Genomic DNA, 14,841 nt, shown 5'->3' with positions numbered 1-14,841 from the left:
ATTGGCTGACTGTCAGATCTGATTGAGCCTAGAGTACAATAGGTGTCAGTTTGAACTAATACAAAAAAACCATAAAAAGCTATTCGTTACGAATTTTACATACTATTGTGATAAGAGTTGGTTGTGCAGTAGCGCTTATACAGTCAAATAAACCTCGCTTCGGCGGGGGTTTTTTGCTCTCTACATTCGTCTGAGCATCACTGAATAACGGGTTCATATCTCAATCTATTCAGGCCATTGTCTCACCAATGGTTGGTGCCCCCTGCATGGTGGTTCCCCGAATATTGTTTTGGTCGATCCTGTTTTTTTCAGTTAAGTTATTAGCCCAATTTTCGCTGGAGAAGAGCAATGATTGTAAGGACATGGCATGGATGTGTACCGCTTGAATATGCTGAGGACTTTGCTGTACATCTTGATTTAACGGGAGTCAGGCATTCTCAGGAAATCGTAGGTAATAAAGGTGCTTTTGTAAGAAGAGTTACCCAAGGGAACTGGGAGCATTTTTTCCTCGCAACATATTGGGAGGATATTAAGGCAGTTAAAGCTTTCGCAGGTAACGACTACCATATCGCTGTCACCTACCCTGACGATGATAAATTTTGCCTGTTGTCGGACCCCTATGTTTTTCAGCATAAAGTAGAAGTTATTCATCCACTTTGAGTAAAATAATAAGCAGCCTGCATTTGGTTGCTTATTCTGTTTTTTCAATACCTCATGTCCAGCTTTCCGTATTGGAGCAGCACACTCAGTTTGAATCTTTCTTAATCTTGAAACCACGTGACTTCATCCTGCGCAGACGTATTTTTATGTTTAGATACTCTGCATTGCCGTTCAGTAGGGTTTTGAAGAAGAACGATTTAACCAAACAGTAGAAGAAATCAGATCATCACTTAATTAGCCTCAATGCATGTAGTTGAGGTTTTCTGTTTTAGCCCATCAGTCACCTAATCACTCCACACACATTACTCCGCATGAGTGGCTGCGCTGGTGGGCTAAATTCCTCAACTACGCGCCCAACCCGCAAAGCGGGAGGGGGAGATATGAAAATGAGCAATATTGCTTCTAATACTTCCTACCTGGTGTCGGGTGGTAGTTTTATTTTTTGGTTAAAAGAGCTGATCGCTGGGTTCACTCCGGATGAATGGACGGTGATTGGCGTTCTTGGTTCGTTATTTTTTATGGCTCTGACATTCCTACTTAATGCCGGTATCAAGATTTGGGACCGTCGTCACGGCTATAAACCGGATGGTGAGTGATGGCCTCGACAAAAAGTAAATTAAGCACGGCTGTCCTGGCTCTGATTATGGTCGCAGCACCAACCACAATAATTCTTGATCAGCTTTTGGATGAGAAAGAGGGTAACCGGCTTTCATCTTATTCAGATGGAAAGGGGATCTGGACTGTTTGCCGTGGTGCTACTCAAGTCGATGGCAAACCGGTAGTGAAAGGGATGAAGCTATCAGCGGAAAAGTGCGCAGCGGTGAACAAGTTGGAGGCTGACAAGGCCATAAGTTGGGTTAAGAAAAATGTACGGGTACCGCTGACTGAACCACAGATTGCCGGTATTGCTTCGTTTTGTCCCTATAACATCGGCCCGGGCAAATGCTTCACTTCCACATTTTACCGAAAACTTAACGCCGGAGACCGTAAAGGCGCGTGCGCTGAGATTAAACGCTGGATACATGACGGCGGTAAAGATTGCCGTATTCGCTCTAACAACTGTTACGGACAGATAGAACGCCGTGCACAGGAAAGCGAGTTAACGTGCTGGGGGCTTGATGAATAAAGCCATCGGAATAGTTATTACCGTGCTGGTGGTTGTTGTGTCAGCCCTGCTATTTAACAGCTACCGCCTCTCAAATAAGGTCGAAAAATCGGAAACGGAGCTGGTGGCTGAACAAGCCACTAACACGGTGCTGGGCAATATCATCGATTCATACCAAGCTAATGAAGCCGCCAACCGTATCGCTACGACCCGCCAACTCGAAAACGAAAGGAAACTACGCAATGAAAGTGACGAGCGGCTCCGGCGGTTCAAGGCTTCGGCGGAGAGTGATAATTGTTCTATCAAGCCTCTGCCTGACGCTAGCATTAGCATCTTGCAAGAATAGCCCCGCGCATAAGTCAGCCGAATTAATCCAGTTGTGGCCCCCTGAATCAGCATTAACTGAATGTGAAGTGCCTGAGTTCGTTGGTACCACTTGGGGCGATAGTGGGTTGTATGCGCTGGTTTTGAAACGTGAGCTACGGATCTGTAAAGGTCGGCTCGATGAAATCATTAGCTGGCGGCAGAATGCCGGGAGGAAAAATTAATGATTATTGGTCTAAGAAGAAATATGTGGTCTGATTAGTGCCTAATAAGCAAAAAAAGGATATGAGGAATGAATGGGCTAATCAGGAAGAATTATCCAGAACTTGGTCAAGTTAAGGGGCCTTACGTTCATGCTGTAAAACATAGCGAAACTCTCTATATTTCTGGTCTGACTGCTTTTGGAACCGCATCTCAAGGGAAGTGTATTGCAGATCAAACGGAGGAAATCTTTACTCAGCTTCATCGTATAGCTTTGGCAGAAAAAACTTCTCTTAGTTCATTAATTAAAGTGACAGTTTTTGTGACTTCACTGGAAGATATAGAACAGTTACGCATTGTGCTATTTCGTAATTTCGGGGAGCATCTTCCAGCAAGTTCTTTAGTTCAGGTTACACAACTATTTTCAACCGATCTAAATGTAGAGATTGAGGCGATTTTAGCTCTGTGAATAGCATTTAACACCTTACGATATATAGATTCCTGCGCCACTGGCCTTATAAGCCGGTGGTTTTTCATTTGAAATATTTATCTAGTGGGTCGAAGTATCTGTACTTTCTGCAGAAAGCTAACCAGTAAACCAGACCCAGCAAGCCACCAGCAGCTGAAAGCTTGAAACAAGTTATTTTTTGGTATGTAAGAAACTCAAAAAATGAGTATTCACCTTTCCATATATCAATCAGAGCACCACCAATAATCAGATCTAGTACCAGATAGATTGCTGGGATAGCAGCAGCATACGCTGCTGTAAGATAGATGAGTGCGAATAGTCGATACTTTGTATCAATGTGCATGCAAAAAATCTCTTTAAAAGAAATTGTAATACCAACCTATCCAAGCATATTAGCAACTTTCACAGAGCTTCGGCATAGTCCGAGGCTTTTCTATTTGGAATGTCTGATAAAAGATCCAAGGGTGCCATCTGTAGTGTGACACCGTATGAGCACGGGCCGATACCAGAGGTTACTATGCCGCCAAGAATAAAGAAGCCTTGTAGACACAGTGGCTGTGCAGCGTTAACTATCGATGCAACGGGCTACTGTGATAAGCACAAGCCAGAACATGCCAGTGATGGATGGAAGCGGCATAAGCCAGGACAGTCACGACATGAGCGTGGGTATGGTAGGCCGTGGGATCTAATACGTCCTCGCATCTTAATGCGAGACGGCTACCTGTGCCAAGAGCACCGGCGCAATGGAATTGGCAAAGCGGCAACACACGTGGATCACATAGTTGCCAAGGCTCACGGCAGAACTGATGACGATGACAACCTTGAATCACTTTGTGCTTCGTGCCACTGGAAGAAAACTGCCACAGAGAGGATCAAATGACCTATCAAGAACAAACATTGCTGATGATTAAAGGGCATATCACAACATTACCCCCGGAACAGCAGAGCGTGGTTAGCGACTGTGCTGCAACCATTCGAGACGTGTTGGCAAAACATCCTGATGGTGAAGGGCTTACAGCTCTTGCTTTGGTTGGTGCCGAAATTGAATTAGATACCCACGGGAAGTAGACCTAAAAATGACAATCAATATCATTAACGTCACTAATGAGAACTATTATCATCTATAAGCAGAGGGAGGGGGGGGGGTAAATCCCTAACCCCTTTCGCCCTAGGGTACTGCCTGTCCCGGTAGATTTTTACGCGCATGTAATAAGATCTTTTTTTTTCGACATTTTTTAACATTTGGAGTGTTGCCTATGAGCGCTGGAATTCGTGCTCCGGGCGGTGGTGCAAAACCCCAAAACGGAGTGCAACAAAAAGGTAGTGTCACTCGTGCCGTTTCACCGCCTGATGAGTTAATGGGTGAGATGGCCATCGATGCATGGAACCGGACAATTCGAATTCTGATAAAACAGGGTTTCGAAATGCAGGACTGCTATTTGCTGATGGAATATTGCAATACGGTTCAGATTCTTTATGACGCCAATCAGGAAATAAAAACTGCCGGACTTTCTGATGAAACTGCGGCCGGTGGCGCTAAATTAGGTTCTGCGGTCAAAACTCGCGATAAGTGCATTTCTCAATTAATCAGGCTCAGTGTCGTTTTAAGACTGGACCCAACAAGCCGTGTTCGAAGCGACCCGCCAAATAAAGATAAGGTTCCGGGTGATAACGCATTTAACCAATTTTAAAATTGGGACCGTGGTCCCAATCGAATAGTTACATCGATAGGGACACAATCACGGAAACATTCAATGGCCAGCTACCCGAACGTAAATGCCGCCCAGCAATACGCTCGGGATATTCTCAGCGGTAAAATACTTGCTGGGAAATATATTAAGCTTGCCTGCCAGCGCCATCTCGATGATTTAAAAAACAGTATTAATGATAAAACTTACCCCTACCGATTTGACAGAGATCTGGCAGAAAGGGCCTGTTGCTTTGTTCAATTGTTACCTCACTCCAGTGGCGATCTAAAAGGGCAAAAGCTAAAAGCTGAACCTTGGCAATTATTTATCTTTTCATCGATATTCGGGTGGGTAACCAAGAAAGGCAAAAAACGTCGTTTTAAAGAAGCTTATATCCGTGTAGGCCGTAAAAATGGAAAGTCATTCTTTGCGGCTGGCATTGGTATGTATATGTTTTGCGCTGATGGTGAGAATGCTGCTGAGGTTTATTGCGGTGCCACCAAAATGGCACAAGCTAAAAAGGTTTTCACGCCAGCCAGCCAGATGGCAAAGCTACTGCCGGATTTTAGAGCCAGATTTAACGTCGCTGTGTGGGCTGAAAAGCTCACCCGCGAGGATGGGTCTGTATCCAGCAAGATTTTGACCGAAGCGGTACAGGCAATATTGGGGGCGGTGGCATTCACTGATTCGCTGGCATTGATTGCAGCGGTTTTTATTCCGGTCACCGCTAAATGACTGGTTTCCGGTTCATACTCAAAACGCGCGCCATCAGGAAAAGTGATCACAATGGCATCCGCCGATTGTGACGGCGCGGGATTGGCATCAGAAAAAATGGCGGGCAGCACAAAACCGGTGGTGAGTTCACCGCCGATACTGAGCACCATGACTTGTTCACCCACGGAGGGCGCAGACCAAAAACGCACCCGACCGGCGCGCAGGGTTAACCAATTGAGCCAATCGGTTTCAAGGTTGCCGATTTTGACCCGGCACAATCCGTTAGCGAGATCGACCTCTGAGACGATGCCAATACGGATAATGTTAGCCAACAGGCGTTTAAGACCAGCAATAAGGATATTCATGCAGTCAGTCTGCCGCCTACGGGCGCGCGCGGCATGTGATGGGTTTTGTGTGAGGGATGGCATAAAAGGTTCCCCCAGAGCTTCAAATTAGATTTTTACATATAGCATTTAATTAAATGAAAGCAATAAGTTAAATAAAAAAGTAAGAGAAATTAGGTTATTAAATAATGCAATGCTAGTTAATATTGTATTTAATTAATTAACATTGCATTTAATATAAATGTAAAATAAATTATTAAATAAAACCTCATTATAATAATTATATTTCTTGGTTGATGGTTAATAATCAATCTGAAATATGTGTAATGTATATTCTAATAACTATTATACTAATCTTGCTTGTTATTTTTAATGCCTAGTATTTTTGTTTTTCGCGTAGAATTATCACAGCAATTTATTTGGAGTTTGTATGAACTTTGATAATAAACTTATAGAACTTTTTAAGTTGCCATTATTCAGTGCTGAGTTGAAGTATCACATGTCCAAGCGTGACTATATAGATTTAACTGTAAAAAGAATGAAATTAATTTTCAAAGAGAAATTAATTCACAATGATATGTGGCTTGGGCAGGGTAAAGAAGTTAAGTTCAATGAGTTGTGTGAAAGTATAGGTTTAATTGGGGCGTTCGACCACTCATTAGCAATATCGATATCTACCCATCTGATTTCTGGGAATGTTATGTTCACGCAGTCTGACCCTATTCAGATGGAGAAATATCATGATGAAGTAAATAACATGCACTGCATATACTCTATGTGTTGTTCAGAAATTGCCAACGGCACTAACGTAAAGAATCTGGAAACTACGGTAACCTATGACCATAAACAAAAAAAAATGCGCCTTCACTCCCCAAGCGCTGGTTCATGTAAGTTTTGGATAGGGAATGCTCTCTACAGTGCATCTGTGGGTATGGTATTAGCGAGACTTATAGTTAATGATATTGATCATGGCCCTCATTGGTTTCGAGTTCCATTAAGGGATAAGGACGATGGGGTATTATTTCCTGGTATAAATATCATCGCCGTAGGCCCTGAAGGAGGGATGCACGGAATACAGATGGCTGCAATTCGATTTAATCAGGTTAGTATTCCTCTTGATGCTATGTTGCAACGCTATTCCAGCATATCTTCTGACGGCGTATATCATAGCGAAATGGATCAACCACAGCGTTATATAAATTTATTTGAAACTTTTTTACAAGAAAGACTAATTCCATTGTATATGCTAATAAAATCCTCAGCGACTGCACTTAATATTACATTTAAATACTCTCAAAATAGAATTATATCATATGAGCCAACATGTAAAACATTAATTATGGAGCCTCTATTTTGCCAACGATTATATCCTGAATTATTAAAGTCGGCTGCGATTATGATTATGGGAAAGATAATTGTCAGGATGTTTATAAACTCGTGGGAAAATAAGCATTCTTATAAAGAGTTGCAAATTCTAGCCTCCGCAGGAAAGTATATTGGAACATCGTTGGGTTTGGATGTTTTGCGTCAGTGTCGTTTGATGTGTGGGGCCTTGGGATTTCATCATTATAATAAAATTATTACATTGCAGAATGACGCAGAGGCAGCATTAACTTATGCTGGTGACAATTCAGTAATGTCATATCAAATTGCAAAGCATATGGTTAGAACACACCGATTTAATAATCCGATGACTGTTCCCGCCAATCTTGCTCAAGAAATAGAGAAGAAAGTCGTCGCTGATTGTCAACATAACCCATTATCGCATGCTGCTGCACAAATATTATCTTACTCTTACGGGTTAGATTTGGTTATTCAGGAGATACAAAATTCAGATATTTTAGATGATGAGCTGTTATTGGATTTAATTAATGTCTTTTCACCTTATCTATCTGAAAGTCCAAGTCCTATAGTTCCTACAATGGAGAAAATAACCTATCTGATTAACCTTATCTCACCTCCACCTGAACTAATAACAGCACCAATAGCTAATGCTGACTATACAAAGGAGTTAACTTCGAAGTTATATACTGAATGATGTGATATTTACTCACCTGTATCATACTAATTAATCACTATAGGAATTACACTATGAATACAACCAATATTAATATAGACAAACAGGATGACAGAATTAAATCTCAGAAAATAAGAAAGGCCATAAGTAATCACTGCAAAGAAATGGAGAGAAAATATGGTATATTAAAGCACCAGGATGCATTGGGTCTTGGTATATTATCTTTCTCTATTGGGATTTTTATCGTTAGTTCATTATGTTATCTCAATGGGTATATCGCATGGTGGGGATGCATCATAATTAATGCCCTTTGCCTTTCTGTGGTACATGAAATTGAACATGATTTAATTCATAGTTTATATTTCAAAAGGAATCGTGTCATGCATAACATAATGATGGCCATAGTATGGAGTGTTCGCCCTAGTACGGCTAACCCTTGGGTTAGGCGAAAAATTCACCTAAGGCATCACCAAATGCCAGGAACATATGAGGATTTAGAAGAAAGGCTGCTTTCTAATGGTCAGCGCTGGGGGCTGCTGAGACTATGGATGATTAGTGATTTTATAGTTGCTACAGCTGTAGTGATATTACAAGCTAAATCGAGGGAAGAAAAAAGAAAGTTATTTAAGAAGGCACTTAAGGCATTTTTCCCACTCTCAGTTTTACACTCATTAATTGCATATTCATTTATTATATTTCACTTGATAAATATTGTTTCACCTTTACTTGGAGTCGCAATAACTTGGTCAGAAATGACGCTAAAAGTATTCAATGTTATTGATGTAGTAATGGTAATAATCACGGCGCCCAATATCCTGTGGTCGTTTTGCTTACATTTCGTAAGCTCAAACATGCATTATTATGGTGATAATGAAAGTGGCAATACTATTCAGGAAACGCAGGTGCTTAATCCTTGGTGGCTTTTACCGTTCAACCTATTTTGTTTTAACTTTGGCAGCACTCATGCAATACATCACTTTGTTGTAAATGAGCCTTTTTATATCAGGCAACTATCAGCACCATTTGCACATAAAGTAATGAAAGATATGGGGGTAAGGTTTAATGATGTTAAAACATTTAATCGAGCAAATAGATGGGGAGAAAATATAATTAAATAATGGACGAGAAAAATTCACTTACCAATAAGATCCAACGCCAGATCCCCAATCCATTCACTATCGCCGTCAGTAAAGCCCAATAACTGACGGCACTCATATTTAACCGTTGGCCCGTTCTTTGTGACTTTATTCCGCAAGCCGTAGTGATGCACCCGCACCAGATTATTAACTTTGCCACTGAAAGTGACAACAGCTTCATCGGCGTTGGATTCATTTTTGATAAAATGGGCGGTGCGCAGTTTGGTAAACATCTTACGCTTGACGCTGCCTTGTTTATCGCGGCGCTTTTTCTTGCGCGGAATAAAGGGGGATCCGTCTGGGTTTTGTTGTGCCTGAATATGTTTTGCTGGCGCTGACGCATAAACGCACCGCGCGGGTATTTGCCATCAACGAATTAGCCCTTTACAGGAACGGCTAATGGAATTAAATGATTGGGTGGGTGAGGAAGTGGTGAGCTTCCGCCCCTATGAATTATTAGTTTCTGCGGGCTAACTAGCACGGGGATGTTTCAGCGCTATCTAGTATTTTCCCTCCGACTGAGTGTACGGAGTCCGTAGTCAGCTTCCAGCCCGCGATTTGCTCGTCATTGAAAATACCGGGATTAAACAGATACCCCTGACCCTCACGCGCGACCGCACGTCATTTCGGCGTACCGGCATCATCGGTGTCTCGTGATATTGCAGCGCTTGAAAAGGAGCTCAACCAGCAGCTCTTTTACCGAAGTACACGTGCAGTAACACTGACAGAAAAAGGTAGCTACTTCCGGACTCAGGTCAGGGAGGCTCTGGACCTGCTGGACAACGCCGCTGAGCAGATCGCACAGGACAGCCATCACATCAGTGGAAAAGTCAGAATCAATGCGCCGGAGGCGCTGGGCAGGCTGCATATCGCAAATCTCATCAGCCGGCTTTGGGTCAAGTATCCAGAAGTGTCAGTCGAATTAACCCTTACTGATAGCTTCAATGACCCCATCCAGGAGGGAAATGACATTACTTTTCGGGTAAGTACGGTCGATGATTCCGGTATGCTCGGAAAGGTTATCTGTGATCAGAGTTATATTGTTGCAGCCAGCCAAAGCTACTTGAAGCAGCACGGAACACCGGCACGGCCGGAAGATCTCCTTAATCACAACTGTCTGCTGTACCGGGGAGTATCTGGCGCGCAGCGCTGGTATTACCGGACATCGGTAAAAGATAAGTATAATAATATTGATGTTAGTGGTGGGATCAGCAGCAATAATGCCGGGGCACTGGTCGCTGCTGCGCAGGATGGAGCAGGCATTGTGCTGTTTCCGACGTGGATTTTCAGCCCGGACCTGTTTGAAAGCAATAGCCTTACAAGACTACTACCTGAATGGGATATCTCTTCGGAGCCCGTCCCGACCTATATTCACGTTCTTTATCCTGAAAATAAGCTTCGTTCTCACCGCACGCGTGAAATCCTAAAATTCCTAGTTGATGAAATTGGTTCTCCACCATACTGGGACCGGTATTTTAAGAACGGTCAGCTGTAATTCTTTGTGAACGTCATGGCAGTGGTATCATTAAATAATATGCATAGAAATCCCTTACCGGCGTGCCCGGTTTATTCCAAGACTCCTTCCTTAAGCGCGTGGAATAGATGCCGAAAATCTTCTCAGTGGTTTTCGCCGTAGGCAATGCGCATGATGTATTCTTCACGGGGAATCAGCGCACCACCTCTGGAGAAATAGATAGCGGTTGAATACCAATCAAATTGCGGATTGAGAGCCATTTTTACAACAGCTCTCTGGGGATCATAGATAATTAATAATCTTTACGGATAGTTAGACGCATTGGAAAGTCAGATGAGCAACACCATTAACCAGCAAATGAGTATCTATATCAGTCTTCACTTCTTTCATGGCTTTATTTTGTACCCGACAAAAGTCTGATGCTTTTTTGCTGGCTGCGCCAATAGCACCTTTAATTCGGCCTGCTGCCGGTGCCGCTTCAACCTCTGTGAAGTAATCTCCGTTATCTAGCTTTTTGATATCTGACTGATATGTCAAACCTACGCCGTGAAACTGTGTTTTGTCATTTTGTACTGCACATCCGCTTAAAATGGCACTGAATATAACGGTTACTGCAATGATTGAAATTTTCAAATGAAAAGGTTCCTTTATATGTTTAATTGGCCATTATTTTACAAGGAGTGATGAAACAATAATTAAACCAATGATAATTTACTTACTGGTATATTTTTATCAGATTGAAATTTAGAGTAATTTTTATATATTAAAGTGTTAGATAATCAGTAATTGAGACTTTATTAACCAGTGGGATGCGCTGAAACTGACCAAAACAAATTTGGAGGCCATTGAATCAAGGTGCTGAACAGGTTTAGTCATCAACTTAGGCCGTGATCTTGATAAGTGCAAAAAGAATGTAAATGTGAAACAAAGCAGTTATGAGGTTATCAATTAAAAGGTTGTGGGAGCTACGCGCACAGGAAAATAGACCTTTGCAATCCGCGCTACAGCTATCACCGCTTATCTTCATCAACCGGGAATCTGGTACAGTCACCAAAATTACAGGTATAATCCCACACATTATTCAACTGGTTTAGAAAATAAGATGACAAAACTCACCTTACAAGAGCAGATGCTAAAAGCTGGATTAGTGACCAGCAAAAAAATGGCTAAGGTTCAACGAACGGCTAAAAAATCACGAGTTCAGGCTCGTGAGGCAAGAGAGGCGGTGGAAGAAAATAAAAAAGCACAACTTGAGCGCGATAAACTGCTAAGCGAACAACAAAAACAAGCGGCTTTATCTAAAGAGTATAAAGCTCAGGTGAAGCAGCTTATTGAAATGAACAGAATCGACATTTCAAAAGGCAATATTGGTTTTAACTTCACAGATAATAATTTAATTAAAAAAATAGTTGTGGATAAACTGACTCAAGCTCAGCTGATTAGTGGGCGTCTCGCCATTGCTCGTTTGGTTGTTGATAACGGTGGTGAGAGTGAATACGCTATTATCCCCGCGGTCGTAGCGGATAAAATTATGCAGCGAGACGCGAACAGTATTGTATTAAATAGTGCGCTTAGTCAGGAAGAGCAAGACGAAGAAGATCCGTATGCCGATTTTAAAGTGCCAGATGATTTGATGTGGTAGTTAATGTTTTGCCGATACTTATATATGAAAAGTCCTTCAGGACTTTTCATTAAGATTTAATAGCCAGCCAGTTTATGAATAGCGCAAAAATATGATATGCATGTTTGTCATTCGGCTAAAACGGGCAGGCGTGATGAGCATTGATCCGCTCTTCACTGATGGGGTGAATAAAATGCAATTCACTGGCGTGTAGCATTAGCCGCGGTGTTTGTTCTGTGCCTGGCAGCAGGCGGCCACCATACAGGTCGCAGCCCAAAATAGGGTGGCCCAACTGCTGGCAGTGAATCCGTAATTGATGGGTGCGCCCGGTCTCCGGGGTTAGTTCAACTCGCGTCAACGGCAGTTGCGTCTTGTCTTCCAACTCGTGATAAAAGCGCTCAACGACCCGATAATGGGAGCGAGCGGGCTTGCCGTGGATTGCGCAAATCGACATCAGCGGAAACAGCGCCGGGTCTTTAGCAATCGCAGCGTCGATCACTCCTTCGTTGTCGTCCAGATGTCCGCAAAGCAGAGCGCTGTAGATCTTGGTTACTGTGCGCTGACTGAATTGTTGGCAGAGGGCGGCATTGATAGTCTTATTGCGGGCAATCACCATCAGCCCGGAAGTTCCGAAGTCAAGGCGGTGGACCAGGGTGCAACCCGGGAATATCTGCACCAGCCGATGATGTACTGAATCGATATTCTGCGGGTTTTCCCCCGAGAGGCTGAGCAGCCCCGAGGGTTTATTAATAAGCACCAGGTGATCGTCCTGATAGAGCGTTTCTATCTTGTCATAGCAGGGCGGGGCAATAAAGGTATCGCGAATCGTAGACATCAGGCTGACCGGATGGAGAGTGGCAGCAGATAATAACGAATTTTCAGTCGACAGGCGAATCTGACTGTTCACCTAATAAAGAACTGATTGCAACTTTTCATGTAGATGACGACACCATGCTATTTCACGATTATATCTGTTGCCAGTGTAAGCACAGCGATTTTAGCTCCTTAAATCTTGAGAGATCGGATATGAAGTGACCAAAATCTCCGGCTCGGTTGGTTATTTGTGCAGGTCAGATATAGTTAAATGTATAAAAAAGCCCCATCAGGAAATGATGAGGCTTATTGGTTATCCTCGCGCAGAGCTATTCAAATGATTATTTTGATTTAGCCAACCAGTTTACCCTTTCAGTCGTTTCTCGCCGGACCTTTAAGTTTAAAGCATTTGAATCTGTTTTAATTTCGATTGCCCTCAGAACCCAAATCTAGCAGCTTATTAAGCTGGTCGATTTGTTGCTGCCACTCACGTTGCAAGATGATTTTTTGGTGTTTAGGTTTACGCGCTAAATCCTCGGCCAGTTTGGCTTCCAGTTCCAGTAAGGTTGTCAGCAAGCACTCTTCCTCACTCTCTCTTGGCGCGGTAATGACTTCAGTGGCAACGGCTGAAATTGAACTCGATGTCATAACGACTTTATCGGCCAGAATGTTGTAGACCGCTGCTAAGTCGTGCCAGTTCTCAAGCCGCTGTTGGTGGATCAACCAAAAGTGATTGCAACTTTGTTCAATCAGTGTGCGGTCATGCGAGACTAATAATACTGCGCCGCTGAACGTTTTTAGCGTTTGTGCCAGTTCCTCCTTACCTTCCATATCGAGGTGGTTGGTCGGCTCATCCAGTAGCAGCAATGAATAGTTCGCTAGCGTAAGCCCGATAAACAACAGCCGCGAGCGCTCGCCGCCGCTGAGGGTGCTGACCTTTTGCTGGTGGCGCAGATAAGGGAAACCCGCGCCGATAAGTGCCATTTTCCGCTGGTCTTCCGTTAATGGTGCAAAAGGCACCAGTGCGTCATTGAGCGAATCGTTATCATGTAATTGCTGCAGGCTTTGATCGTAATAGCCCACACGGACCTTGGGATGGAAAACTATGCCCGTGTCGGTGGTTTCTGGTTGGTGAAACGCTTGCCATAAACGGTGTAATAACGATGACTTACCGCAGCCATTGCGGCCAACTAGCGCGATGCGATCGCCACTTTTTACCCTGACCTCGTCCAGTTCGAACAGAACTGGTGCTCTTGGCGCAGGGCGTATCTGTAAATTAGACAGCGCCAACACGCGGTCAGCGGGTAATGCTTCGCCATGGAGTTGTAATTGCCATTGATGACTGGCCGTCAGTCGCGTTTGCTCTCCTTTCATTCGCTCGACCTGTTTTTCCATCTGTTTAGCCTTACGCGCCAGTTTTTCGTTGTCATACACGCTGCCCCAGATAGCCAACCGTTTGGCACTCTTCGCTACGCGGTCGATCTCTTTTTGCTCGGACTGATGGCGATTGATATCGGTAATGTCTTTCTCCTCCAATGCCTTTCGCGCGGGAGTGCAGGGCAGACGAATGAATTGCAAAGTTTTATCGCGCAGGATCCAGGTACAGTTGGTTACGCGGTCCAGCAGGCTGCGATCGTGTGATACCAGTACAAAGCTGCCACTCCAGTTTTGTAGGAACTGTTCAAGCCATAGTAGCGTCGGTAAATCCAGATGGTTACTGGGTTCATCCAGTAGCAGTAAATCGGGTTGGCGCACCAGTGCTCGTGCCAGTAACAGCCGCGTATGCTGCCCGCCACTCAGGGTTCCAGCAGTTAACGACCAGGAGGTTTCATCAAAACCTAGTGTGGTGAGTAGAACTTCGGCTTGCCAATGTTCAGGTTGATGCAGGCTGTCTGGCAGGTGATTGATAACCGCATCTTTCAATGTGGCATTGTTCAAGGCGGGGGGCAAATGCTGTTCCACGGTCGCCATCACACATTGATTTGCCACAGTGATAGCGCCAGAAGTTTCAGAAAGTGCGCCGCTGAGGATTTTTAAAAGTGTACTTTTGCCACAGCCATTATGGCCAATCAGGCCGATGCGATCGCCTTTTTTCAGACTAAAAGAGATCTCAGTCAGCAATGGGCCGAACGTGTTGTTGTAACAGACAGATTGTGCAGAAAGTAATGTACTCATGATGCTTATCCAGATTTTCAGGCATTAAAATGCCTATCGTCGAAAATTGCTGACGATAACCGGTAAGCCGGAGGGAAGTTCTCAGATTATTAGTTTGCTT

The 14,841-nt window shown here is 43.6% G+C and carries 18 protein-coding genes and 2 pseudogenes; 14 read left to right on the top strand and 6 right to left on the bottom strand.

Features of this window, described 5'->3' with window-relative positions:
* Positions 1–348 precede the first annotated feature (348 nt).
* The 6 genes from F0T03_RS12490 to F0T03_RS12470 all read left to right on the top strand — a co-directional run bounded on the left by F0T03_RS12490 (position 349) and on the right by F0T03_RS12470 (position 2,759).
* The gene (locus F0T03_RS12490; protein ID WP_159678680.1) at positions 349–660 is read left to right on the top strand and encodes a hypothetical protein; all 312 of its coding nucleotides are present in this window, start codon (positions 349–351) and stop codon (positions 658–660) included.
* Positions 661–1,040: 380 nt separating this feature from the next.
* A complete protein-coding gene (locus tag F0T03_RS12485) occupies positions 1,041–1,256 on the top strand; it encodes a phage holin (RefSeq protein WP_159678678.1) in 216 nt (71 codons plus the stop codon).
* On the top strand, positions 1,256–1,786 hold the full coding sequence (locus F0T03_RS12480) for a lysozyme (RefSeq protein ID WP_159678676.1): 531 nt from the start codon (positions 1,256–1,258) through the stop codon (positions 1,784–1,786). Before F0T03_RS12485 ends, F0T03_RS12480 begins: the two co-directional genes overlap by 1 nt.
* Entirely contained in the window at positions 1,779–2,111 is a 333-nt protein-coding gene (locus F0T03_RS12475; protein ID WP_159678674.1) for a DUF2570 domain-containing protein, read from the top strand. Before F0T03_RS12480 ends, F0T03_RS12475 begins: the two co-directional genes overlap by 8 nt.
* Positions 2,008–2,313, top strand: a complete 306-nt coding sequence (lysC, locus tag F0T03_RS21915; protein ID WP_425511037.1) for an Rz1-like lysis system protein LysC — start codon at positions 2,008–2,010, stop codon at positions 2,311–2,313. The genes F0T03_RS12475 and lysC overlap by 104 nt, the downstream gene beginning before the upstream one ends.
* Positions 2,314–2,381: 68 nt before the next feature.
* The gene (locus tag F0T03_RS12470) at positions 2,382–2,759 is read left to right on the top strand and encodes a RidA family protein (RefSeq protein ID WP_159678671.1); all 378 of its coding nucleotides are present in this window, start codon (positions 2,382–2,384) and stop codon (positions 2,757–2,759) included.
* A gap of 64 nt (positions 2,760–2,823) precedes the next feature.
* Here the strand turns inward: F0T03_RS12470 and F0T03_RS12465 are convergent, their stop codons facing one another.
* Positions 2,824–3,102 carry a hypothetical protein gene (locus F0T03_RS12465; protein ID WP_159678669.1) on the bottom strand — a complete coding sequence of 93 codons (279 nt, stop codon included), beginning with the start codon at positions 3,100–3,102 and terminating at the stop codon, positions 2,824–2,826.
* Positions 3,103–3,276: 174 nt separating this feature from the next.
* Between F0T03_RS12465 and F0T03_RS12460 the strand changes: the two genes are divergently transcribed.
* The 4 genes and pseudogenes from F0T03_RS12460 to F0T03_RS12445 form a co-directional block, all read left to right on the top strand.
* Positions 3,277–3,639 carry an HNH endonuclease gene (locus F0T03_RS12460; RefSeq protein WP_159680855.1) on the top strand — a complete coding sequence of 121 codons (363 nt, stop codon included), beginning with the start codon at positions 3,277–3,279 and terminating at the stop codon, positions 3,637–3,639.
* Positions 3,636–3,827, top strand: a complete 192-nt coding sequence (locus tag F0T03_RS12455; RefSeq protein WP_159678667.1) for a hypothetical protein — start codon at positions 3,636–3,638, stop codon at positions 3,825–3,827. The genes F0T03_RS12460 and F0T03_RS12455 overlap by 4 nt, the downstream gene beginning before the upstream one ends.
* A 188-nt stretch (positions 3,828–4,015) precedes the next feature.
* Complete coding sequence (locus tag F0T03_RS12450; protein WP_167515576.1) at positions 4,016–4,450, top strand: P27 family phage terminase small subunit; 435 nt, start codon at positions 4,016–4,018, stop codon at positions 4,448–4,450.
* Positions 4,451–4,513: 63 nt separating this feature from the next.
* Positions 4,514–4,948: pseudogene (locus tag F0T03_RS12445) on the top strand (terminase large subunit domain-containing protein); the annotation flags it as partial.
* Here the strand turns inward: F0T03_RS12445 and F0T03_RS12440 are convergent.
* Positions 4,933–5,526 carry a phage baseplate assembly protein V gene (locus tag F0T03_RS12440; protein WP_246169959.1) on the bottom strand — a complete coding sequence of 198 codons (594 nt, stop codon included), beginning with the start codon at positions 5,524–5,526 and terminating at the stop codon, positions 4,933–4,935. The pseudogene F0T03_RS12445 and the gene F0T03_RS12440 overlap by 16 nt on opposite strands.
* 409 nt (positions 5,527–5,935) lie before the next feature.
* On the opposite strand from F0T03_RS12440, the gene F0T03_RS12435 reads away from it, so the two are divergent.
* Together F0T03_RS12435 and F0T03_RS12430 are read left to right on the top strand one after the other, a co-directional pair.
* On the top strand, positions 5,936–7,543 hold the full coding sequence (locus F0T03_RS12435; RefSeq protein WP_159678662.1) for an acyl-CoA dehydrogenase family protein: 1,608 nt from the start codon (positions 5,936–5,938) through the stop codon (positions 7,541–7,543).
* 53 nt (positions 7,544–7,596) lie between these two features.
* Positions 7,597–8,640 carry a fatty acid desaturase gene (locus F0T03_RS12430; protein ID WP_159678660.1) on the top strand — a complete coding sequence of 348 codons (1,044 nt, stop codon included), beginning with the start codon at positions 7,597–7,599 and terminating at the stop codon, positions 8,638–8,640.
* Between the two features lie 14 nt (positions 8,641–8,654).
* Here F0T03_RS12430 and F0T03_RS12425 read toward each other — a convergent pair.
* Positions 8,655–9,013, bottom strand: a pseudogene (locus F0T03_RS12425) (phage virion morphogenesis protein); the annotation flags it as partial.
* Between the two features lie 291 nt (positions 9,014–9,304).
* On the opposite strand from F0T03_RS12425, the gene F0T03_RS12415 reads away from it, so the two are divergent.
* On the top strand, positions 9,305–10,153 hold the full coding sequence (locus F0T03_RS12415; protein ID WP_159678658.1) for a LysR family transcriptional regulator: 849 nt from the start codon (positions 9,305–9,307) through the stop codon (positions 10,151–10,153).
* 291 nt (positions 10,154–10,444) lie between these two features.
* Here F0T03_RS12415 and F0T03_RS12410 read toward each other — a convergent pair whose 3' ends face one another.
* Positions 10,445–10,765, bottom strand: coding sequence for a hypothetical protein (locus F0T03_RS12410; protein ID WP_159678656.1), 321 nt, complete (start codon positions 10,763–10,765; stop codon positions 10,445–10,447).
* A gap of 469 nt (positions 10,766–11,234) precedes the next feature.
* Here F0T03_RS12410 and F0T03_RS12405 point away from each other — a divergent pair, with 469 nt between their 5' ends.
* On the top strand, positions 11,235–11,774 hold the full coding sequence (locus tag F0T03_RS12405) for a DUF2058 domain-containing protein (RefSeq protein WP_145554635.1): 540 nt from the start codon (positions 11,235–11,237) through the stop codon (positions 11,772–11,774).
* Between the two features lie 115 nt (positions 11,775–11,889).
* Here F0T03_RS12405 and F0T03_RS12400 read toward each other — a convergent pair whose 3' ends face one another.
* Both F0T03_RS12400 and F0T03_RS12395 read right to left on the bottom strand, forming a co-directional pair.
* Positions 11,890–12,588, bottom strand: a complete 699-nt coding sequence (locus tag F0T03_RS12400) for an RluA family pseudouridine synthase (RefSeq protein ID WP_159678654.1) — start codon at positions 12,586–12,588, stop codon at positions 11,890–11,892.
* Positions 12,589–12,986: 398 nt separating this feature from the next.
* On the bottom strand, positions 12,987–14,741 hold the full coding sequence (locus F0T03_RS12395; RefSeq protein WP_159678652.1) for an ABC-F family ATP-binding cassette domain-containing protein: 1,755 nt from the start codon (positions 14,739–14,741) through the stop codon (positions 12,987–12,989).
* Positions 14,742–14,841 lie beyond the last annotated feature (100 nt).

The sequence above is a fragment of the Yersinia canariae genome (genome assembly GCF_009831415.1).
GTDB classification, from domain to species: Bacteria; Pseudomonadota; Gammaproteobacteria; order Enterobacterales; family Enterobacteriaceae; genus Yersinia; species Yersinia canariae.
The sequence above is the reverse complement of the archived record's forward strand: the minus strand, read 5'-3'. Positions and strand labels throughout refer to the sequence as shown.